Source organism: Congregibacter variabilis (assembly GCF_045689235.1).
Lineage (GTDB): Bacteria > Pseudomonadota > Gammaproteobacteria > Pseudomonadales > Halieaceae > Congregibacter > Congregibacter variabilis.
On record NZ_CP136864.1, the window covers coordinates 508,041 to 528,267 of the forward strand.

Genomic DNA, 20,227 nt, shown 5'->3' on the forward strand with positions numbered 1-20,227 from the left:
CATGACCGCAGAAGTAAATAAAGAAACATTGGGATTTCAGACCGAGGCGCGGCAGCTGCTGCACTTGATGATTCACTCTTTGTATTCCAACAAGGAGATTTTCCTTCGCGAACTCATCTCCAATGCGTCAGACGCTGTAGATAAGTTGCGCTTCGCAGCGCTTTCTGATGATTCTCTGCTGGAAGGCGATGGAGAATATGCGGTACGCGTTGACGTCGATCAGGACGCTGGAACGGTGACCATTAGCGATAATGGCATCGGTATGAATCGTGAAGAGGTCATTGACCATCTGGGCACTATCGCAAAATCCGGCACTGCAGCCTTTCTAGAGCAGCTGTCTGGCGACCAACAGAAAGACTCGCAGCTTATTGGTCAGTTTGGCGTAGGTTTCTACTCGTCGTTTATTGTGGCGGATCGTGTTGAAGTACATACCCGTAAAGCGGGCACGGCGGCCAATGAGGGCGTCCTGTGGGAGTCGCACGGCGAATCTGAATTCACCATCGAGCCTAAAGAAAAGGCTGATCGCGGTACCAGCATCACCTTGTTTTTACGCGATGATTGCAAGGACTTTGCTGACGACTGGCGCGTGCGGAGTGTTATCAAGAAGTACTCGGATCATATTTCAGTGCCGGTGCTGATGAAAGAGGCACCTGTGCCCGCGGCAGACGAAGCCGAAGGCGAAGGCAAAGAGGCCAGTGAGCCTGCCCAAGCGCAGTACAAGCCCGTTAACGAGGCGACGGCACTGTGGACACGCAGTCGCAGCGAAATCTCAGACGAAGAATATGCAGCTTTCTACAAGCATGTATCCCACGACTTTGAGGATCCTCTGAGCTGGAGTCACAATCGAGTCGAAGGCAAGCTTGAGTACACGAGTTTGCTGTACATACCGGCGCGTGCACCGTTTGATATGTGGAATCGCGATGCTAATCGTGGCGTTAAGCTCTACGTTCAGCGCACCTTCATCATGGATGATGCGGAACAATTTCTTCCCATGTATCTGCGCTTCGTCAAGGGTGTGCTCGATTCCAACGATCTTTCGTTGAATGTTTCGCGGGAAATTCTTCAGCAGGATAAGACAGTAGATGCACTTCGCAGTGCCTTGAGCAAGCGTGTGCTGGATATGCTTTCCAAGCTGTCCAAGAATGATGCCGAAAAGTATGCGGTGTTCTGGAAAGAATTTGGGCAGGTTCTCAAAGAAGGCCCTGCAGAGGATACGGCCAACAAAGATAAGATTGCCGAGCTGCTGCGTTTCAGTAGCACACACACAGATAAAGAAGTTCAGGACCAGTCGCTTCGAGATTACATCGAGCGAATGCAAGAAGGTCAGGACAAGATTTTTTACGTGGTCGCCGAGAACTTCAATACCGCCCGCCGTAGCCCGCAGCTGGAAGTTTTCCGCAAGCGTGGCATCGAGGTCCTGTTACTGTCGGATCGCGTTGACGACTGGCTCATGAATCACCTGCAGGAGTTTGATGGAAAGCAGCTGCAGGATGTCGCTCGCGGTCGTCTTGATCTTGATGATGAGAGTGAGGAAGAAAAGCAGGCGCGGGAAGCGGCGGAAAAGGAAAGCGAAGCGTTGGTTGAGCGCCTTAAAGCCGTGCTGGGTGATGATGTCGAAGAGGTTCGCGTAACGACTCGTCTCACGGACTCTCCGGCGTGCCTTGTGGTGGGCGAAATGGACATGGGCGCGCAGATGCGCCGAATTATGGAGGCTGCTGGTCAGGCAGTGCCAGAGTCCAAGCCGATTTTGGAGATAAACCCTACGCATCCTCTGATCAACCGCCTGGATACGGAAAGCGACGAAGCGCGTTTTGCCGATCTGTCCAGAATTATCTTCGATCAAGCAAATCTGGCAGAGGGTGGGCAGCTTGATGATCCCGCTGGCTATGTCGAACGCTTGAACAGCTTGTTGCTACAGTTGAGTAAAGGCTGAGTGAGATGGCGCTAACGGCTCCGGTATTTCGGGGCGGTTGGCGCTATAGTCTAGGTATGCGAATTGCTCACAGTATTGTTTTAGTCTCAGTCCTTGTCAGCCAGCTGGCGGCGGCGGAAGTCTTGCCGCCTGCACAATATCTGACTGCGTTAGACGAATACACTCACTTGGAGCGCATCGACTCGCAGTCTGAACGCAGCGTTCGTGACTATCTGGTCCCCTTGGGTGCGATCGAAAAGATTCGTGGTGTCTGGGCGCCCAGAAGAAGCGAGCGCCTCAGTGGCACGCTCGACGGTTACACCTGGCGCGTGCTTGACGGCTATACCGCTGAGGAGATGGTGGCTGAACTCGACGGGCGTCTGGCCCTTAATGAGGCAGCCAGTAGAAGCTTTAGCTGTGACGCGAGGGCCTGTGGGAGCAGTGTGCAGTGGGCAAATCGGATATTTCAGCAGCGGCTGCTTTACGGCACGGAGGTGTCCCAGCGCTATCGCGTGTACAGCATTGACCTCGAGGGCGACAGCTATCGCTTACTGGTTTATGGTTCGGCTCGTAGCAGTGACCGCCAGTACCTTCACGTAGAGGCGCTGAGGATAGCGCCCTAGCTATTGACGCAGTTGTAGCAGCGAGAGAAATTCGTCCCGCGTCTTTTGGTCAGACCGGAAGCTTCCCAGCATAGCTGATGTTTTCATCAGGGAATTTTGCTTTTCTACGCCCCGCATCATCATGCACATATGCTGGGCTTCTACGATGACGCCTACGCCTTGGGCCTCGGTAACGTCTAAAATGGTCTCGGCGATCTGGGTAGTGAGGGATTCCTGTATTTGTAGGCGACGGGCATACATATCTACCAGTCGGGCAATTTTGGATAAGCCCAGTACTTTGCCGGTAGGTATGTAGGCTACATGACATTTGCCAATAAACGGTAGCATGTGATGCTCGCACAGCGAGTACATTTCTATATTTTGTACCAGCACCATTTCGTTGCTGTCGGACGGAAACAAAGCGTTATTGACGACTTCGTCGACGCTTTGCTTGTAGCCTCGAGTCAGAAACTCGAAAGCTTTTGCCGCGCGCTTAGGTGTGTCTTTAAGTCCCGGGCGGTCGAGATCTTCACCGATGCCCGCGATAATGCTCGCCCAATGCGATTCCATGCCTGTGGTTACTCAGATTTGAAGGAGAACATCGATGGTAGCAACCTCATCGGGGCACAGCAATGTAGCGTTTTGTAGGGAACACGGACTTGATGTAGTCACACCCGACACCCTTGGCGATGCTCTGGAGCAGACGCATCGTGCTTTGAACAATGCGGAGCTATTTTATGGTCATGGCAGTGACAGCGCCTGGGATGAGGCTGTGTTTTTGGTCCTGAGTGCAGCCGGGCTATCACTCAGCTCTGACGACAAGGTGCTGACGCAGCACTTAAGCCACGATGTTTGGGAAACCGCCCTACGCTGGCTGCGGGGGCGCATAGAAGATCGTCAGCCTTTGCCCTATCTGACGGGTCGCGCCTGGTTTGCAGGTTTGGAGTTTCACTGCGACAAGCGTGCTCTGGTGCCGCGCTCGCCCCTGGCCGAAGTTATCCGCAATGAATACCGCCCCTGGTACTCCGAAGGTGTTCCAAACAGGCTACTGGATTTGTGTTGTGGGGGCGGATGTATCGGTATTGCTGCAGCGGTTTATCAGCCTGGTTTAGAGGTGCTGCTTGCCGATATCGACCATGACGCCCTGGCGCTGGCGCAAGAAAACATTGCGCTTCACGAGATGGGCGGCCGGGTTAGAGCCTTGCAGTCCGATCTTATGGACTCCATCGGTGATGAGCGCTTCGATATTATTCTGTGCAACCCCCCTTACGTGGATGCGGCTGACCTGGCGTCGATGCCCCAGGAGTATCAGTGCGAGCCTCCGCGTGGACTTGGATCCGGTGATGACGGTCTTGATCTGGCAAGGCGGATTTTGCGAGGTGCTTCGCAGCACCTAAGTCCTCAGGGGCTGCTGTTTCTTGAGTTGGGCAATTCCTGGGCTGCATTAGATGACGAGCTTTCTGGAGTTGCGCTGACCTGGTTAGAGTTTAGCGAAGGAGGGCATGGGGTACTGCTTGTGCGGGCCCAGGAGCTTCCCGATATTGTGAAGCATTTGGCCTTGTGAAATTGAGCGTGATGCCCTGCAGCATCTCTCACAACGCGTATAATCGCCGTTTTTGTAGTTTGGATCCTTAGCATGGCTGGCAACACCTTTGGCACGCTTTTTACCGTGACGACGTTTGGCGAGAGCCACGGTCCCGCACTGGGCGCTATTGTAGATGGCTGTCCTCCGGGGTTGGCGCTTGATAGCTCTGACATGCAGCCCGATCTTGATCGTCGCAAGCCAGGCACCTCCAGGTTTACCACGCAGCGTCGGGAATCAGACGAAGTGCGGATTCTGTCCGGAGTATTCGAAGGCGTGACCACGGGCACCCCCATTGGTTTGCTTATAGAAAATGAAGATCAGCGCAGCAGAGATTACGCGGACATTGCTGATCGCATCCGCCCGGCGCATGCGGATTACAGTTACATGCATAAGTTCGGTATGCGAGATTACCGCGGCGGGGGGCGCTCTTCGGCGCGGGAAACAGCGATGCGTGTGGCAGCCGGTGCAATCGCGAAGAAGTTTCTTGCGGGGCAGGGCATACGAATTCGAGGATACCTGCAACAGTTGGGGCCCATAGCCGCAGAGGTGCTTGACTGGAGTTGCGTCGAAACCAATCCGTTTTTTTGCCCGGATCCTGCAAAGGTGCCAGAAATGGAGACCTTTATGGCAGCGCTCAATAAAAGTGGCGACTCCATAGGCGCGCGAATTAACGTAGTAGCAGAGGGTGTACCACCGGGTCTGGGTGAGCCGGTGTTCGATCGGCTGGACGCAGACATTGCCGCTGCGATGATGAGCATTAATGCAGTAAAAGCGGTAGAGATAGGCGCGGGCTTTGACAGCGTTGCTCATTATGGCAGTGAGCATAGAGATCTCATGACGCCAGAAGGCTTTTTGAGTAACAACGCCGGTGGAGTTCTCGGTGGTATCAGTAGTGGACAGGACATCACGGTGAGCATGGCCTTAAAGCCCACGTCGAGTATCCGACAGCCGGGAGCAAGTATTAATCATGCCGGGGAGCCCATCGAAGTTGTGACTACGGGGCGCCATGACCCCTGTGTGGGTATTCGTGCTACGCCCATCGCTGAAGCCATGCTGGCGCTGGTGCTCATGGACCACTTCTTGCGTCAGCGGGCTCAGAACGGTGACGTTCAGTCACCGACGCCGGTGCTGCCTGCCGAGGCACCTGACAAACTGTGAAGTTCCCCAAATGGCGTCGCTCGGTAGCAAGAACTACTCTGCTTGGCGTAGCGGCTCTGGGAGCATTGCTCTGGGCTGCCACGGCTCAGCTGGGTTTAGGCGTTAACAGCCTGCTCGCACAGTTTCTCGTCTTACTGGGAGCCTTTTTGCTTTTAATAGGCCTCGCGGCTTTAGTCGCTGTTCTTTTAGGTCTGTTGCGCCGTCGTCGCTAGAAGGTTAAATCTTTAGTCCGCGATTAAATCAATTTCCAATGTCATGGCCTCGGCCATGGCATCAAGTTTCCACTCCAGCTCATCGAGTCTGCTGTTGTTATCGAGCTCAATGCGTGCCTCAGCCCTAAATAGAGGCTCTCCGCTCATGGGCGCAGTTTCTACAGCGGTCTCCAGGGAGCGGACATTAAAGCCTGCACTGCGCAGAGCGCGGGTTAGCTCTCGAACAATGCCTGGCCGATCCGGTCCCAAAAGCGTGACGCGCTGGGTGGACAGGATATCCGAAACGGGATCACCGGCGTCAGTGAGGCTGGTGGTGATGCCCACGCTTTCGAGCTCACTGAGGGCCTCACTGAGCGCTGCGTGTTGTGAGTTGGGGATTTGAGCCTGCAGGACACCCGCAAAGCGACCTCCCAGGCGACTGAGCTGCGAGTCCAGCCAGTTACCGTCATGCTCAGAGATCAATCCGCTGAGTTGCTCAACAACGCCAGGGCGGTCGTCACAAAAAAAACTGATCAAAACGCGGGTCGTCACTATCAGATGCTCCACTTTGCTGTGTCGGGCGAGTATATTACCCGTGATTTAATTTATCGAAGGAGTTTATCAGTGCAAAAGGTTATGGCCATTGTTTCAAGTTTGGTTCTCGCCCCCGCGATTCTTATGTCGGCACCCGCCTCTGCCGCTCTTGATTGGGACACTGCATTAAAGGGGAAGCATCGCAGCGAGAAGAACGCCGCGCGCGATGAATTTCGGCATCCCCGAGAGACTCTGGAGTTCTTTGGTCTTGCAGAAGATATGACCGTGGTCGAGTTGTCTCCGGGTGGTGGTTGGTACACCGAAGTTCTGGCGCCTCTCCTGCGAGAAAGTGGCAGCTACTACGCTGCGCATAACAGCCCCAACGGAGGGGCGTATTCCCGCCGATCCCTGGGCAGTTACTTAAAGAAGCTCGGTGAAGAAGACGACATATACGGCGCGGTCACCGTGACGACGCTGGGGCCCGCAGACTCGGTAGTCATAGCCCCGGCAGGCAGCGCTGATATGGTCCTGGCATTTAGAAACATTCATAGCTGGATGCGTGCAGGTACTTTAGCTAACACTTTGTTGGTGGCCTACGATGCACTCAAGCCCGGTGGCGTATTTGGTGTGGTGCAGCATCGCGCCAAAGATGGGCGGGATCCTGAGCGCATGAAGGCGACGGGTTACGTTAGCGAAGACTATATTATTGCGGCAGCTCGCAGCGTTGGTTTTGAGCTGGACGCCCGGTCCGACGTCAATGCGAACCCGAAGGATACGGGCGACTACGCTGACGGCGTATGGGAGCTCCCGCCTTCGCTGCGCACCGCCGATGAAAATCGCGAGGCGCGCATGGCCGTAGGTGAGAGCGACCGCATGACCCTGAAGTTTGTAAAGCCAGCGAGCTGATTTGGCGCAGCTTGTACGAGTCCCGCTTGAGCGTGTTCCCCAGGAGCAGCTGGAAGCGCTCCTTGAGGAGTACGCCAGTCGCGATGGAACTGATTATGGGTCTGAAGAAACAAGCCTGAGCGACCGGGTGACGCAATTGCAGTCGCAACTGCGTTCAGCGAAGCTGCAGCTGCTATTCGACGTTGATTCACAGCAATGGGATATCGTGTCCGCAGAAGATGCACAGCGGCTTCTGGGCGACGGTGAAGATGCCTAGCGTTGCGCCAGGGGTTTGATGAGCGACAGTAGAGCAACATGTTTATGAGTGCCCCGGCGTCAGATAGCACCTTGGACGCCCGGGGACTTCGCTGCCCAGAGCCGGTGATGTTGTTGCACAAGGCTATGGCAGAGCTGTCCGTCGGTGATCGTCTGTTGGTTCTCGCAACCGATCCGACGACGCAGCGCGATATACCCCAGTTTTGTCGGTTCCTGGGACACGAGCTTGCGCAAAGCCAAGAGCAAGACGATGAATTCCGCTTTATCCTCATCAAAGGCTCTTAGCGCCGACGCGATCGTTAAGGTTTTTAACGATCTATTTCGGCATAGCTACCGCACTTGCCTGCTGGGCGGGGCAGATGAGCCTCTCTATGAGCCGGCGCGCGACGGCACCCCTGCACAAATTTTTTTTAGAGAAGATTATGTCTCCAGCGCCCTCCATGAGGTCGCGCACTGGTGCATCGCTGGGGCGGCGCGCCGCACGCGTATTGATTACGGATACTGGTATGACCCGGATGGACGCAGTGAAGATGCACAGATCGACTTCATGAAGGCTGAAGCGCGGCCCCAGGCTCTGGAGTGGTGTTTTTCGAAGGCCAGCGGTGTTCCCTTTAGGCTGAGTATGGACAATCTTGATGCACCTCCTGATCCTGCAATGAAGCAGGCGTTTGCCAATGCAGTTCTGGCACAGGCCCATAACTTTGCGCAGCGAGGTCTTCCTCCCCGCGCGCAGCTAATGTTTGGCGAGTTAGGCCGGTGCACAGGCGCGCGTCTGGAGGCCGCTTCACTGCGGTTCTTCGAAGGTGATTTGCTGTGATTCGAGTACTCGCCGATGAAAACATGGTGGGTCTGGATTTACTGCCGAAGGATGAGATGGACATTCACACGGTGCCTGGTCGCACAATATCCAAACGCGATTTAGACGGCGTAGATGTGCTGTGGGTGCGTTCGGTTACCCAAGTCAGTGAGGCGCTCGTCGACGGCAGCAAACTGCGTTTTGTGGGTACGGCGACGGCGGGACTTGAGCACATCGATCAGGAGGCCCTTAAAAAACGTGGCATCGGCTTTTCTGCGGCTCCCGGTGCCAACGCCAACTCAGTCGTAGAATACGTTCTGGCGGCATTAGCCGAGCTTCAGGAGCCCTGGGAGCGACTTGAAGGGGGCGAGACTCTGGGGATCGTAGGCTGTGGATCTGTGGGACGTTTGTTCGCGTCAGTAGCGCAGGCTCTGGGTTGGAACGTTAAAGTGCATGATCCCTGGCTGGCACAGGGAAATTGCAGCCCGGACTGGGCATCGTTTGCTGAGATTCTTCAATGCCGTGTGATAAGTCTGCATTGCTCCCTGACTCGCGAGCAACCCTGGCCGAGTTACCATCTGTTCGATGCCCCTGCGCTTGCGGCGCTCAACGGGTCGCAATGGCTGATTAATGCTGCCCGGGGGTCGGTGATTGATAACAGCGCTCTGCTTGAGCATCTAAGCGGCGAGGATCCGGTTAACTGCGTATTGGATGTGTGGGAAGGGGAGCCTGCATTCAATACAGCGCTTCTTGCTTCGCCCGCACTAAAATTTGCTACCGCACACATTGCTGGATATAGCTGGGATGCCAAGTGGCAAGCCACGCGTATGCTGTATTCCAGCTTGCTGGATGCGCAATTATTGCGAACGCCATTGCCAGAGGGCCTTAGTTCGAGTGAATCACTAGCTGCAGTCTCTGGCACTGGTAGCGATCTTGCACGGCAGCTCATCAGCCAGCGTTACAGCATCAAAGAGGATGATCTGCTGTTTCGCCAGCTAACTTCCCTGGGAGCCCAGCGGGCTGCGGGTTTCGACGCTTTGCGCAGGACCTACAGGCAGCGTCGTGAGCTAAGAGGCTCTGAACTTATCCAGCCTCGGTTTATCGCGTCCCGGGAACTTTCAGGTATTTGTGCGGCGCTGGGTATCTCGCTCCGGGAGCAAAGGACTGAATTGGACGCTACTGCTTAGGGTAGGGCTTTGGACGCTACTGCTTAGGGTAGGGCTGGAGTAGGCAGACGATAGCTCTCTAGCGTATGTGTTCGGCTTGATAGCGCGCCGCGGTCGACTTTTACTTTGTCCAAAAAAAAGGCCAATCGCTTGATTGGCCTTTCTAAATTTGGAGCGGGTGAACAGATTTGAACTGTCGACATTCTCGTTGGCAACGAGATGCTCTACCCCTGAGCTACACCCGCGAAACGCTAGCTGTATGTAGTTGGGGAGAAGATTGAGGAGAGACTCCCTACAAACTTCGAAAACCCCTAAAAATACAGTTTCCCGACAAAGAAAATGGCGTCCCCTAGGGGGTTCGAACCCCTGTTACCGCCGTGAAAGGGCGGTGTCCTAGGCCACTAGACGAAGGGGACGTGGTGCTCCTCGTCAGGAGGCGCGCATTGTATGGAGACTGCCCATAATCGTCAAGCAAAAAGGGAAAGCTTATTTGTTGAAGGAGATTTGGGGCCCTGAAGTTGGTAGTTGGGGGTGCCTGATCGGTTTTCGCCGCTGTTAGTGACGCGTTTGGGCATTCTGCTCTTCACTTTGTAAGCTGCGCATCATCGCGCAGGCCTGAGACCAGTCAAAGCGCTGTCCCTGACTGTCGGCAGCGCGACGTTGTTCATCGAGCAGGGCGAAACGTTCAATCTCCTCATCGGGCATAAAGTGCAGGCACTCCTGGCCAAGGTACCAAAGAAGGTCCCGAGGGAACTCTTGGGCGAATTGGGGGGCGATGGTGAGCATCCGGTAGATAAGGGCCGGAGCTTCGTCCATTATTTGTCCAGAGTCTGCGGCCAACGCAGCACACTGCTGGGCCAATTCGCTAAAACCTTCTCCCTCGGGTGCTGCAGCGTAGGCCTGAAGTCGCTTATTAAAGGCGTCAAACAACGCCATTTGTTCTTCATGGAAGTCCACATCGTTCATTGTCGTTTCTCGCTGAGCCTGTTGCGTTTACAATAGCGCGTCTCAGCAGCCGGTCCTTAAAACCCGCGCTGGTGAGTCACTGGTCAATTATCGCAGTAAAGCCATCCATACTGATGGCTTACTGCGCTAGAGAACGTATCACCTACAGCTTCATACTAATTAGATTAACGAGGGCAGGATGCCAGAGTCCACCGCTGGGAGCACGCCAGCTTTAAGAATCGAAAACCTAGAGAAGTCCTACGACAATGGCTTTGTTGCACTCAAAGGCATCAGTCTGGAGGTGGCGCAGGGCGATTTCTTTGCGCTGCTTGGTCCCAATGGCGCCGGTAAATCCACAACTATTGGCATTATTTGCTCCTTGGTGAGCAAGTCCGGTGGCAAAGTGGCGGTGCATGGTGTGGATATTGACGAGGACTTTCCAGCGGCCAAGAAGTTTATTGGTATTGTTCCGCAGGAATTCAACTTCAATATGTTCGAAAAAGTCTTTGATATCGTCACGAATCAAGCAGGCTTTTATGGCTTGCCTCGAGCACTGGCCAGTGAGCGTGCAGAAAAGTATCTGAGAGAGCTGGGGCTTTGGGATAAACGGGACGTTACAGGGCGCATGCTGTCTGGCGGCATGAAGCGTCGACTTATGATCGCCCGGGCTTTGGTTCATGATCCCAAGCTGTTGATCCTTGATGAGCCAACCGCTGGTGTAGATATTGAAATGCGCCGGGGCATGTGGGAGTTCTTACAAAAACTCAATGCCGATGGCACTACGATTATTTTGACCACGCACTATCTCGAAGAGGCCGAGGCGCTGTGTCGAAACATAGCGATCATCAATCATGGCGCAATTGTCGAAAACACGTCCATCAAGGATCTTCTGCGTCGTTTGCAACGAGAAGTCTTTATCGTCGATAGCGCGGATCCCTTGCCTGAGGAATTGAGCATCGAGAATTTTGAGTTTCGCCGCGCGGATGAACGGACACTGGAAATTGAAGTTGAAAAAGGTCAGCACCTCAATGATGTCTTTAGCGCACTGGATCATGCGGGGGTTAATGTTGTGAGCTTGCGTAACCGCGCCAATCGCCTCGAAGAGATGTTTGTCAACCTGCTGGAGACAGGCGCATGAATACCCAGGAGAAGTTGATCGCCTTTAAAACGATCCTGCGCAAAGAGGTACGCAGGTTTATCCGCATCTGGCCACAAACATTGCTGCCGTCTGCAATCACTATGAGTCTGTACTTTGTTATTTTTGGTTCGCTCATCGGCTCGCGTATCGGTGAGATGGGTGGATTCAGTTACATGGAATTCGTGGTGCCCGGTTTGATCATGATGGCTATCGTGACGAATTCCTATTCGAACGTGGTCTCGTCATTTTTTGGGGCCAAGTTCAATCACAGTGTAGAAGAGTTACTGGTCTCGCCAACGCCGAATTACGTGATTCTTTTGGGCTTTGTCAGCGGAGGCGTCATTCGGGGTTTGTTGGTTGCGACGATCGTTACCACGGTATCGATGTTTTTTACTCGACTGCATATCCATAGCTTTGGCGTTGTTGTTGCCGGAGTGGTGCTGACGTCGCTGCTGTTTGCCCTGGCTGGTTTTATCAATGCGGTGTATGCCAACAGTTTCGATGACATCTCTATCATTCCGACCTTTGTGTTGACGCCACTGATTTACCTGGGAGGGGTGTTTTACTCGCTGGATTTGCTTCCCAGTTTTTGGGCATCGGTGTCCAAGCTCAACCCGTTGGTCTATGTGGTCAATGCGTTTCGCTACGGCGTTCTGGGCGTTGCCGATGTGAGTGTTGGATTTGCTTTTGCCATGCTTGGTGGTTTTACCGTGGCGGCCTTTGCCTACAGTATGTATCTGCTCAATAGCGGAACGCGGCTGCGCCAGTAATATTTAGGAATGAGTGGCTCAAACGAATCAGGAAAGAATGCTCCTCACAGAGGATCGCCGGATTATTCACACGACAAGGGTCCTTTACTGGGGCAGCAGGTTGGGGGAAGTGAACATTACGACCCGAGTCTGTTGTTTCCTGTGCCTCGGGCGAATGCGCGAGCGAGCCTTCCTCAAAATATTTTCGCTGGCTTCGGTGAGGATATCTGGCATGCCTATGAGCTCAGCTGGCTGAACGCCAAGGGCATGCCGCAGGCGTTTTTGGGGACCTTCAGCATTCCGGCAAACTCCGAGAATATTATCGAGTCCAAGTCTTTTAAACTGTATCTCAACTCCCTAAATGGTCACGCGTTTGACAGTGAAGAGCTTGCCAGTCAGACCATTGAGCGAGATCTGTCTGAGGTGGCCAAAGCACGCGTATCGCTGACCCTTCATGGCGTCGACGATGGCGTTTATGAGGGGGTTTGCCTTCGGGGTGACTGTCTTGATGGGCTTGAGGTGAGCGTGCCTGAGAAGCCTGATGTGCAGCTGCTAGAGGCTGCCGCCGGTAATGCCAGGGTCTATACGCATTTGATGCGCTCCTTGTGTCCCGTAACCGCCCAGCCGGATTGGGCCACTGTGATCATTGAAACCCGGGGAGTCTCGGCAAAGCGAGAGCAGCTGCTGAGCTACTTGCTGGCTTATCGCAACCATCAGGAGTTTCACGAGCAGTGCGTTGAGCGGATCTATACGGATTTGTGGGCAAAGCTTGGCCCTGATTATTTGTCCGTGCAGGCCCTGTACACGCGGCGGGGTGGCTTGGATATCTGTCCCTGGCGGTGTTCCGAGTCACAGCCGGCTCCTCGCGGGCGTATGAACCGACAGTAAAAACATTCGGCATCACTATTTCGAAGTTCCTGATGCCAGCTTTTCTCAACCTGCAGGACTAATTGTTATGACTAACACCGCATTAATCACCGGGGCCTCTGCCGGCATAGGCGAAGAACTCGCCCGAGTACACGCCGAAAAAGGGGGTGATCTTATTTTGGTGGCCCGGCGCAAAGATCGCCTTGAGTCCATTGCCAAAGACATACGCGCAGAACACGGTGTGCAGGTGCAGGTGTTAGCCGCTGATCTTGCCAAAAGTGGCGCTGCCAAAAAACTCATGGCAGATGTAGATGCCCTGGGCGCTGAGGTTGATGTTTTGATCAACAACGCCGGCTTTGGTGGGCATGGCAAGTTCCACGAAAGTGGTCTGGAGCGTGACCAGCGCATGATGCAGCTCAATATGGTTGCCCTGACCGAGTTGGCGTATTACTTCGCGCAGGGCATGGTAGAACGCGGCTCAGGCAAAATATTGAACGTGGGGTCGACCGCTGGCTTTCTCCCGGGACCATTACAAGCGGTGTACTACGCCAGTAAGGCGTATGTGAACTCCTTTTCTCAGGCGATCGCCAATGAACTTCAGGGCACCGGTGTGACGGTGACGGTGCTTTGCCCCGGGCCTGTGGCTACGGAGTTTCAGGAGGCCGGGGACTTGGATGGCGTGAAAGGTTTCGATTTGGCTGCCGACGCAAGGTCTGTGGCCTTGTGCGGCTATCGCGCCATGGAACGAGGCGAGCTGTTGGCAGTCAATGACCGCAAGATCCGCGTACTCCTGGAGGGTGTGCTCCCGTTTCTGCCGCGTAAAAGCATTTTGTGGATGTCGCGCAAGACCATGGAAAAATCCAGCTAGGACGGATTGTTAAGGTCGTGTAGAAGCGCCCGGCAGGGGCGCTTTTTTATGGATTAGTCCAGACCAAAGTTTTGCAGCACCGCGGCATAGACTCCGATTGCTGAGAGCAGATTGCCCAGACGCATGTTCTCGTTGCGCCCATGTTGGTTATTGTCGTGGTTGGCAATGGGTAGCAGCACAATCGGCATATCCAACTCCTGATCGAACAGGTGCACCGGAAGACTTCCTCCCAAGGTAGGTGTCAACAGCGGTGCCGTGCCGTCGTAGTCGGTGAGTATGCGGGTAAGCCGCTGGGCCGCTTCGCCGTCAAGGCTGCTGCGATAGGCGGGATAACCGCTGGTCCAGTCGACCTTGATCACACCGGGATGGGCTCGCAGTACCTCGGCGGTCGGCTCGTCATGGGTGACGTAAAAGCCCTGATTCGTGAAATGGTCCTCCAGGGTCTTGCGAACATGCTCAATGGTTTGTACCGGCACCAGACGCAGGTCTAAAGACGCCCGTGCTTTTGACATGATGATATTACGTGCCTGGTCATCCACTCCGCCGGCCTGAAAACCCACGATGTTGATTGCCGGTTGCATAATGGTCAGCTCAATGCGTTTGCCGCCGCCCTCGACACGTCCCAAAGACAACTCATCCTGCAGCTGTGCATCCACCGAAGGTATCGCGGCGATGGCGACCTGTTCCGCTTCGCTTATGGGGGTAACCTCGTCGAGATAACCCGCGACCTGAATGTTCCCGTCCATGTCCTTCATGGTGGCTAGGAGGCGCATGAGTGCATCGGTGGGGTGGGGCGCCCAATTACCGTAATGACCTGAGTGCAGCGGCCGTGAGGGCCCGTACATCGTTAGATTGACGCCCATGTCACCGCGCACGCCAAAAACCAGCTGCCGCAGGCCGCTTTGATGCATAGGGCCGTCACAGAACAGCAGCACGTCAGCGCTGAGGTAATCAGCATGCTCTTTGAGAATATCTTCTACCGTTGGACTTCCGAATTCCTCTTCACCGTCCAGAATAAGCTTTACGTTGACGCTGGCGTTCAGGCCGGCGCTATCCATCGCGTCAATGGCGTGCATTAGGGCGATAACCGGCGCTTTGTCGTCCCCGGCAGAGCGTGCGTAGACCCGCCATTCGGGGTCTATAGCTTGCTTACGTGCTTCGTCCCAGTCGAGAGTCTCCGCCGCATTCTTAAGCGTTGGCTCAAACGGCGGTGTATCCCAATTGGCTGGCTCTACGGGCTGTCCGTCGTAGTGCGCATAAATCAATACGGTTTTCTTTGCATTTGGCGTCTTTCGTTCGGCCAGGATGTAGGGCGCCCCACCTGCACTCACAATTTTGGAGGTAAAGCCTCGTTCGCCAATGTATTGGGAGATCCATTGAGCATTTTTTTGCATATCCTCAGTAACCGTCGACACATTCGGCATGCTGAGCAATTCACGAAAGTCCCCCAGGATCTCTCCCCCATGTTCGCTGATGTGTGATTGCACGGCGCTTCTCAGCGCGTCGGTATCGGCTGCGGTGCTTGGCATGGCAGCGGTGAGTAGCAGGGGTGCGAGCGCCAGCAATAGAGGAGCAGGTAGAGTGTTGAAGAGCGGCATGTTGTGTCCTTGTCGATAGATCGTGGAAAGATACTACGATGCGTTAACAAGCAACAGAGATGCCTAGCGCCGGGGTACAGGTTTCTGTATTATTCGCGCCCTTACGGAGAGGTGGCCGAGTGGTCGAAGGCGCACGCCTGGAAAGTGTGTAACGGGTAACCGTTCGAGGGTTCGAATCCCTCCTTCTCCGCCAAATTCAGATTTCCTTCGCACAGATTACAGTGGTTTGAGCTCTATCCGCTTCATGGTGTCTAGGTAATGAGTAGAGCAGTGGTTTGCCAAGGCATTGTTTTAGAGATGCAAGTGCGACGTTTACTTTTTGCTGTGCTAAGCGCCTTGTTCCTTTGCCCGGGGTTTTCCGCGGCGTCCGATCCGGTTTCTTTTGAAGGCTGCGTGACGAGTCTTGGTGAGCGTGCCCAGCTTGCCGGTGTGGACACGGCACTCATTCAGCGTGTGCTGCCTGAGCTGGCGCCGCTGGAGCGGGTCTTGGAGCTCGATGCTAAGCAGCCTGAATTTGTGCAGACTTTTGGTGAGTACGTTCACGGGCGTGTCACCCCAGGCAGGGTGGAACGCGGTCGCGCACTGTTAAAAAAGTACCAGACTTTTTTTCAGGAGTTGTCGCAGCGATATGGTGTGCCGCCCAGGTATCTGGTCGCTTTCTGGGGACTGGAGACCAACTATGGTAGCTACCTTGGGAACGTGCCCACGCTGAACGCGCTCGCGACACTAGCCTGCGATCCGCGTCGCAGTGAGTTTTTTGCCGCTCAGTTTGTCAATGCTCTGCAAATCATGCAGCGCGAAGCGCTGTCGCAGGAGACCCTCCGCGGCTCCTGGGCTGGCGCAGTGGGTCATACGCAATTCATGCCATCATCCTATCTGCGTTATGCGGTCGATGGTGACGGCGACGGGAGCGTCGACCTTTGGTCGAGCGAGCGTGATGCGCTGGCTTCAGGTGCCAACTTTCTGCGCAGTCTTGGCTGGACACCCGAGCTGCGCTGGGGTCGACCTGTGGTTTTGCCTGCAGACTTCCCCTATGAACTGGCTTCACTAGGCGAAGCACGCAGTCTGCATGCCTGGGCCTCCCTTGGAGTAAGGCAGCTCGACGGTGCGACGGTGCCCGCTCTGGATGTGGATGCTTCGCTGCTGCTGCCTGCGGGGTATCTGGGTCCTGCTTTCCTGGTGTATGAAAATTTCCGCGTGATCATGCGCTGGAACCACTCGCAATCCTATGCCCTGTCGGTGGGGCTACTTGCCGATCGGCTGGCAGGTGCTGGGCCACAGTTGTTGCCCGAGGAGACATCGGCTCGCTTGCTGAGCTCAAAAATTGAAGACGCACAGCGCGCACTGAATGCATTGGGTCATGACGCGGGAGAAGCGGATGGCGTGCTGGGAAGCCGCACGCGGGCGGCGCTGCGCGCCTTCCAGTTGGATCACGGTCTACCGGCCGACGGCTACCCAAACGCCACAACCTTGGAGACGCTTGGCGCAGTTGCGCTGCCTTAACGCCATGAAGATGCATTGCGACATACAGAAGTTTCTTACCATTATTGCGCTGGCGGTTGTCCTTGTCGGTTGCGGCTCTCGCGGCGGCAAATTGCCGGATTTTGCGGCGATCGAAGATGTGTCGTTAATGAAGCAAAGCTTTTACAGCTACCTGTATCCGATCGTGGCGGAAGAAAACGCTCGTATTTTGGAGCAGCGTGACACGGTGGGAACAATCCGCGAAGTGTTCGACACCGGCCAGGAGCCCGGTTGGTTGCAGCGCCGGGCATTAAAGGCTCTTGCAAAGGAATATGAAGTGGAATGGGAGCGCGACAATGTTGCGGGGGTTACTAAAGCTCTCTGGCGTCGTGTCGATGTGATTCCGGCAGAGCTGGCGCTGGTACAGGCGGCAAAAGAGTCGGGCTGGGGGCGTTCGCGCTTTGCCGTGGAGGTCAACAATCTGTTTGGTCATTGGTGCTACGAGCCTGGCTGTGGCGTCGTTCCCAATCGACGTTCCGCCGGTGCTGGCCACGAAGTGGCAGCCTTTGATAGCGTCTCCGAATCAGTCCGCCGCTACATGAACAATCTCAATACTCACGATCGCTATGCGCCCATGCGTCTATTGCGGCAGGAGCGACGCTCGCAGGATCAGGGGGTCACCGGAGTGGCGCTGGCTCCTGGGCTCACGGCCTATTCTGAGCGTGGCGAGCCCTATGTCCAGGAAGTGATCTCGATGATAGAACAGAACAAGGCGCTGCTGTACGACGCTGCTCCGCAGGGGTGAGCCCCGCTCCTGGGCTGGCACTTATAGGACTGGGATTCTCACGCCGGAAACAGTAGCCACGCCGTGCCTGCCAGCACCGGGGTGACTATTACAGTACGAATAACGAAGATTTGAAATAGCTGCAGTACTGATACGGGCAATCCGACTTTAAGAACGACGAGGCCCGTTTCGGTCATGTAGATTAACTGGCACAGGGACAAGCCCGCCAGCACAAAGCGCATGCGATCACTTGATATCTCGCTAGCGACAATCGTCGGTATGTACTGATCCATAAAGCCAAACAAAAACCCTGGGGCGATGCGGGCCGCATCATGCACATCTAGCAGTGTCAGAACCCCGGTAATTGGCATAGAAATCCATTGGGCAATGGAGCTGTGAAACGCCACCACGGCGGTTAGTGTTCCCAAAGCGATGAGTGGGCCCATCAAACCAAACAGCTGTTCAAGCATCATTATTGTCGCGGAGCGCGCCATTGTAGGGAGCGACGGCGCGGCGCTCGCCGACGATATAGCGTTATTCAGACACTGACGTAGCAATGGCCCGTGGTGGGAGTCGTTGCTCTGGGTGGTATTGGGTGACCCATCAATGTAGCTATCTGCGATGCGACTTACGGGCGGTAAGCGAGGCACTATTGCGGCGCAAACAATACAGGCCATCACGCTGCACAAATACCATTCGATAAAATAGTCACCAACACCGCTGACGTTCGCGATCACCAGCGCGAAGGGCAGCGATACCACCGAGAAATTGGTGGCCACGCTCACTGCTTCACGACCCGTGTAAAAGCCTCGTTGGTACTGCTGCCCCGTGACCAAAATGCCAATCGTACTGGCCGAAATGAAAGAAGCAGTGGCATCCACGGCCGCCCGACCCGGGAGGCGAAACAGACGCCGAAATACCGGCGCCACTAATGTTCCAAAGAAATCCATGGCACCGAATTCCGTCAGTAGCGGCATAAAGAAGCAGGCAGGGAGTAAAACGATCGAAAACGCGATGGCCAGTTCTTCTACCAGAATGATGCCGGTATCCTCCAGGCGTAACACTTCGGGGCCTACTTTGAAGTACACCATCAAGGCTATAGCAGCCCCCACAATGCGCAGTGCTATCCAGATAGGTCCCGCCTCCGCGATGGCGTACAGCATAGGCTTGTTCTGGCGCCATTGAGGTTTTGCGATGGAGTGGTATAGAGCGATTAGCGCCCCGATGACCGCGATAAGAACCATTGCTTCGACCAGCACGAAGCCAAGATGCTGGTTCACCCAATCTGAATACAGGCTGAAGAGAACCGTCAGGCCGTCCTCCAGGGGTAGGGGGACCAGGAATATGAGTAGCCCGGCTATTGAGGGAATCAAAAAGCGCAGTAAAGCTGCCACTGTAATTCTTGTATCGCCTGCTTTGCCTATATGCGCCATTGCCGTAGAGTCAAACTCGTCTCGGGATTAAGAAGGTAGGGTACATGAGTGAAAAACTGTTTAGGGGTTTTCTGAAGCTAGGGCCTCACAGGTACTTTCGTTCCGCGGCGCGTACTTTCTCCAGGTAGCGGCGTGTTTCCGCAAAAGGGTGCTTCTTGGTGAGCTGCTCGTAGACTTCGCCCGAGGACATTTCGTTGATGCGCCGCAGCGCTGTGGTGTTATTGGGGCTAAAGGTTCGAAGCGCGCTGCCCGCGCCACCGTTGTAGGCGGATACCGTTGTGAATTGGCGACTGCTGGAGTTATTGATCCCCGACAGATAGCTGTCACTCAGGAGGTGCAGGTACGCGCTCCCAATATCGATATTGAAGTCGGCGTTAAAAAGCTGTTGCTTCGTGGGCTCGCCACCTTGCTTTTTTATGCGTTCATACACGTCTCGTCCCGCCGACGATGGCACAACCTGCATCAGGCCATAAGCGTTGGCCAAGCTGACTGCATAGGGATTAAAAGCGCTCTCTACCTCTATAACTGCATATATCAATGATGGTGCTACGCCGTAGCGACGAGAAGCCGCCAGCACGTAGTTGGCATATTCGAGTTCGCGAAGGTGTAGGTGGTCATCCACAAGGCTCACGCGAACGCTGCGCAATTCTTTGCCGTTTTGCTGCGTTCGGCGCAGCTGCTCTTTGATGAGATGATCAGCAAAGCGTTCGGCTCGCCATTGCCAGCGAATGGCCTGGCCTTCTGTATCGAGCACCTGTCCCAGGAGAAACGGCTCTCCGTCTACGGGAGGTGTCGCGTCGGTGAAGATGTCCTCGATGCTCATATCGCGAGTTGTTAGCAATGTATTGATGATGGCCTGGCGGAGCTTTCCCAGGGGGTCTTCAGTCGCAATGGTTTCTACCTGGAGCCAACCCTCGTCAAAGTCCACGATAGCCCGAGCCTCAAAGGCGTTGCTGTATTTGACATAGCGGTGCTCTGAAGCGACTTCCGGCTCTTTTTCTCCCCAAACATCAACGAGTATTTTGCTTACTGCAGCAATAAGTTCAGGTAGCCCTTCAATGTCTGTTGGGATTCCCTGGCGTTGAAGTTGATCTTCGAGTACCGCGCGAGCTATGCGCTCGGGGTCGCCGCTCAATGTCGCATCAATCACAGTCTGCGAAGGGTTCGCGCAGCTGCCTAGCAGCAGCGTGATCAGCAGCGCGGGGGTTAAGAGCAGGCGTTTCATGGCTGAAAGGGAATTAAACATTGATTCGTGCAGCATACCTGTTTTGAGCTTCCA

Annotated in this window: 22 protein-coding genes and 3 tRNA genes; 17 read left to right on the forward strand and 8 right to left on the reverse strand. The window is 54.9% G+C overall.

Going from position 1 to position 20,227, the window contains the following annotated elements; genetic code table 11:
* The first annotated feature begins 1 nt into the window (after position 1).
* Together htpG and R0135_RS02295 are read left to right on the forward strand one after the other, a co-directional pair.
* The gene (gene htpG, locus R0135_RS02290; RefSeq protein ID WP_407348650.1) at positions 2–1,933 is read left to right on the forward strand and encodes a molecular chaperone HtpG; all 1,932 of its coding nucleotides are present in this window, start codon (positions 2–4) and stop codon (positions 1,931–1,933) included.
* Positions 1,934–1,938: 5 nt separating this feature from the next.
* On the forward strand, positions 1,939–2,535 hold the full coding sequence (locus R0135_RS02295) for a DUF4892 domain-containing protein (RefSeq protein WP_407348651.1): 597 nt from the start codon (positions 1,939–1,941) through the stop codon (positions 2,533–2,535).
* Here the strand turns inward: R0135_RS02295 and folE are convergent, their stop codons facing one another.
* Positions 2,536–3,084, reverse strand: a complete 549-nt coding sequence (gene folE, locus R0135_RS02300) for a GTP cyclohydrolase I FolE (protein WP_407348652.1) — start codon at positions 3,082–3,084, stop codon at positions 2,536–2,538.
* A gap of 34 nt (positions 3,085–3,118) precedes the next feature.
* On the opposite strand from folE, the gene prmB reads away from it, so the two are divergent.
* From prmB to R0135_RS02315, 3 genes are all read left to right on the forward strand, one after another.
* A complete protein-coding gene (prmB, locus tag R0135_RS02305; RefSeq protein WP_407348653.1) occupies positions 3,119–4,078 on the forward strand; it encodes a 50S ribosomal protein L3 N(5)-glutamine methyltransferase in 960 nt (319 codons plus the stop codon).
* A 72-nt stretch (positions 4,079–4,150) separates the two neighbouring features.
* A complete protein-coding gene (gene aroC, locus R0135_RS02310) occupies positions 4,151–5,257 on the forward strand; it encodes a chorismate synthase (protein WP_407348654.1) in 1,107 nt (368 codons plus the stop codon).
* On the forward strand, positions 5,254–5,469 hold the full coding sequence (locus tag R0135_RS02315) for a hypothetical protein (RefSeq protein WP_407348655.1): 216 nt from the start codon (positions 5,254–5,256) through the stop codon (positions 5,467–5,469). Before aroC ends, R0135_RS02315 begins: the two co-directional genes overlap by 4 nt.
* Before the next feature lie 12 nt (positions 5,470–5,481).
* Here the strand turns inward: R0135_RS02315 and R0135_RS02320 are convergent, their stop codons facing one another.
* Entirely contained in the window at positions 5,482–6,000 is a 519-nt protein-coding gene (locus tag R0135_RS02320; RefSeq protein WP_407348656.1) for a glycine cleavage system protein R, read from the reverse strand.
* Positions 6,001–6,072: 72 nt separating this feature from the next.
* On the opposite strand from R0135_RS02320, the gene R0135_RS02325 reads away from it, so the two are divergent.
* The 5 genes from R0135_RS02325 to R0135_RS02345 are packed head-to-tail and all read left to right on the forward strand — an operon-like array spanning position 6,073 to position 9,126.
* On the forward strand, positions 6,073–6,888 hold the full coding sequence (locus tag R0135_RS02325) for a class I SAM-dependent methyltransferase (protein ID WP_407348657.1): 816 nt from the start codon (positions 6,073–6,075) through the stop codon (positions 6,886–6,888).
* 1 nt (position 6,889) lies between these two features.
* Positions 6,890–7,144 carry a YheU family protein gene (locus R0135_RS02330; RefSeq protein WP_407348658.1) on the forward strand — a complete coding sequence of 85 codons (255 nt, stop codon included), beginning with the start codon at positions 6,890–6,892 and terminating at the stop codon, positions 7,142–7,144.
* Between the two features lie 44 nt (positions 7,145–7,188).
* On the forward strand, positions 7,189–7,428 hold the full coding sequence (tusA, locus tag R0135_RS02335; RefSeq protein ID WP_407348659.1) for a sulfurtransferase TusA: 240 nt from the start codon (positions 7,189–7,191) through the stop codon (positions 7,426–7,428).
* On the forward strand, positions 7,394–7,960 hold the full coding sequence (locus tag R0135_RS02340; RefSeq protein ID WP_407348660.1) for an elongation factor P hydroxylase: 567 nt from the start codon (positions 7,394–7,396) through the stop codon (positions 7,958–7,960). Before tusA ends, R0135_RS02340 begins: the two co-directional genes overlap by 35 nt.
* Positions 7,957–9,126, forward strand: a complete 1,170-nt coding sequence (locus R0135_RS02345) for a 4-phosphoerythronate dehydrogenase (RefSeq protein ID WP_407348661.1) — start codon at positions 7,957–7,959, stop codon at positions 9,124–9,126. Before R0135_RS02340 ends, R0135_RS02345 begins: the two co-directional genes overlap by 4 nt.
* Before the next feature lie 149 nt (positions 9,127–9,275).
* Here R0135_RS02345 and R0135_RS02350 read toward each other — a convergent pair.
* The 3 genes from R0135_RS02350 to R0135_RS02360 form a co-directional block, all read right to left on the reverse strand.
* Positions 9,276–9,350: transfer RNA gene (locus tag R0135_RS02350), tRNA-Gly, on the reverse strand.
* 95 nt (positions 9,351–9,445) lie between these two features.
* Positions 9,446–9,521 (reverse strand) — tRNA-Glu (locus R0135_RS02355).
* A gap of 139 nt (positions 9,522–9,660) precedes the next feature.
* Positions 9,661–10,071 carry a PA2817 family protein gene (locus R0135_RS02360; RefSeq protein WP_407348662.1) on the reverse strand — a complete coding sequence of 137 codons (411 nt, stop codon included), beginning with the start codon at positions 10,069–10,071 and terminating at the stop codon, positions 9,661–9,663.
* Positions 10,072–10,249: 178 nt separating this feature from the next.
* On the opposite strand from R0135_RS02360, the gene R0135_RS02365 reads away from it, so the two are divergent.
* From R0135_RS02365 to R0135_RS02380, 4 genes are all read left to right on the forward strand, one after another.
* A complete protein-coding gene (locus tag R0135_RS02365; protein ID WP_407348663.1) occupies positions 10,250–11,188 on the forward strand; it encodes an ABC transporter ATP-binding protein in 939 nt (312 codons plus the stop codon).
* Entirely contained in the window at positions 11,185–11,958 is a 774-nt protein-coding gene (locus R0135_RS02370; RefSeq protein WP_407348664.1) for an ABC transporter permease, read from the forward strand. The genes R0135_RS02365 and R0135_RS02370 overlap by 4 nt, the downstream gene beginning before the upstream one ends.
* A 9-nt stretch (positions 11,959–11,967) precedes the next feature.
* Positions 11,968–12,825: an NADPH-dependent 7-cyano-7-deazaguanine reductase QueF gene (queF, locus tag R0135_RS02375; protein ID WP_407348665.1), complete on the forward strand. Its 858-nt coding sequence runs from the start codon at positions 11,968–11,970 to the stop codon at positions 12,823–12,825.
* A 67-nt stretch (positions 12,826–12,892) separates the two neighbouring features.
* Complete coding sequence (locus R0135_RS02380; RefSeq protein ID WP_407348666.1) at positions 12,893–13,672, forward strand: SDR family NAD(P)-dependent oxidoreductase; 780 nt, start codon at positions 12,893–12,895, stop codon at positions 13,670–13,672.
* Between the two features lie 53 nt (positions 13,673–13,725).
* On the opposite strand, the gene R0135_RS02385 is transcribed toward R0135_RS02380, so the two are convergent.
* The gene (locus R0135_RS02385) at positions 13,726–15,270 is read right to left on the reverse strand and encodes a M20/M25/M40 family metallo-hydrolase (RefSeq protein WP_407348667.1); all 1,545 of its coding nucleotides are present in this window, start codon (positions 15,268–15,270) and stop codon (positions 13,726–13,728) included.
* Between the two features lie 105 nt (positions 15,271–15,375).
* On the opposite strand from R0135_RS02385, the gene R0135_RS02390 reads away from it, so the two are divergent.
* From R0135_RS02390 to R0135_RS02400, 3 genes are all read left to right on the forward strand, one after another.
* Positions 15,376–15,463: transfer RNA gene (locus R0135_RS02390), tRNA-Ser, on the forward strand.
* 65 nt (positions 15,464–15,528) lie between these two features.
* A complete protein-coding gene (locus tag R0135_RS02395; RefSeq protein WP_407348668.1) occupies positions 15,529–16,773 on the forward strand; it encodes a lytic murein transglycosylase in 1,245 nt (414 codons plus the stop codon).
* The gene (locus R0135_RS02400) at positions 16,751–17,536 is read left to right on the forward strand and encodes a glucosaminidase domain-containing protein (protein ID WP_407348669.1); all 786 of its coding nucleotides are present in this window, start codon (positions 16,751–16,753) and stop codon (positions 17,534–17,536) included. Before R0135_RS02395 ends, R0135_RS02400 begins: the two co-directional genes overlap by 23 nt.
* 38 nt (positions 17,537–17,574) lie before the next feature.
* Here R0135_RS02400 and R0135_RS02405 read toward each other — a convergent pair whose 3' ends face one another.
* Both R0135_RS02405 and R0135_RS02410 read right to left on the reverse strand, forming a co-directional pair.
* Positions 17,575–18,909, reverse strand: a complete 1,335-nt coding sequence (locus R0135_RS02405) for a YjiH family protein (RefSeq protein ID WP_407348670.1) — start codon at positions 18,907–18,909, stop codon at positions 17,575–17,577.
* Between the two features lie 124 nt (positions 18,910–19,033).
* Positions 19,034–20,209 carry a murein transglycosylase domain-containing protein gene (locus tag R0135_RS02410; RefSeq protein WP_407348671.1) on the reverse strand — a complete coding sequence of 392 codons (1,176 nt, stop codon included), beginning with the start codon at positions 20,207–20,209 and terminating at the stop codon, positions 19,034–19,036.
* Positions 20,210–20,227: the final 18 nt, after the last annotated feature.

Bases quoted from the DNA above. Each gene is read 5' to 3' on its own strand.
- R0135_RS02385 (WP_407348667.1), bottom strand. From the start codon at position 15,270: ATGCCGCTCTTCAACACTCTACCTGCTCCTCTATTGCTGGCGCTCGCA.
- R0135_RS02360 (WP_407348662.1), bottom strand. From the start codon at position 10,071: ATGAACGATGTGGACTTCCATGAAGAACAAATGGCGTTGTTTGACGCC.
- R0135_RS02410 (WP_407348671.1), bottom strand. From the start codon at position 20,209: ATGCTGCACGAATCAATGTTTAATTCCCTTTCAGCCATGAAACGCCTG.
- aroC (WP_407348654.1), top strand. From the start codon at position 4,151: ATGGCTGGCAACACCTTTGGCACGCTTTTTACCGTGACGACGTTTGGC.
- prmB (WP_407348653.1), top strand. From the start codon at position 3,119: ATGGTAGCAACCTCATCGGGGCACAGCAATGTAGCGTTTTGTAGGGAA.
- R0135_RS02365 (WP_407348663.1), top strand. From the start codon at position 10,250: ATGCCAGAGTCCACCGCTGGGAGCACGCCAGCTTTAAGAATCGAAAAC.
- R0135_RS02295 (WP_407348651.1), top strand. From the start codon at position 1,939: ATGGCGCTAACGGCTCCGGTATTTCGGGGCGGTTGGCGCTATAGTCTA.
- queF (WP_407348665.1), top strand. From the start codon at position 11,968: ATGAGTGGCTCAAACGAATCAGGAAAGAATGCTCCTCACAGAGGATCG.
- R0135_RS02380 (WP_407348666.1), top strand. From the start codon at position 12,893: ATGACTAACACCGCATTAATCACCGGGGCCTCTGCCGGCATAGGCGAA.
- R0135_RS02340 (WP_407348660.1), top strand. From the start codon at position 7,394: ATGAATTCCGCTTTATCCTCATCAAAGGCTCTTAGCGCCGACGCGATC.
- folE (WP_407348652.1), bottom strand. From the start codon at position 3,084: ATGGAATCGCATTGGGCGAGCATTATCGCGGGCATCGGTGAAGATCTC.
- tusA (WP_407348659.1), top strand. From the start codon at position 7,189: ATGAGTGCCCCGGCGTCAGATAGCACCTTGGACGCCCGGGGACTTCGC.
- R0135_RS02395 (WP_407348668.1), top strand. From the start codon at position 15,529: ATGAGTAGAGCAGTGGTTTGCCAAGGCATTGTTTTAGAGATGCAAGTG.
- R0135_RS02370 (WP_407348664.1), top strand. From the start codon at position 11,185: ATGAATACCCAGGAGAAGTTGATCGCCTTTAAAACGATCCTGCGCAAA.
- htpG (WP_407348650.1), top strand. From the start codon at position 2: ATGACCGCAGAAGTAAATAAAGAAACATTGGGATTTCAGACCGAGGCG.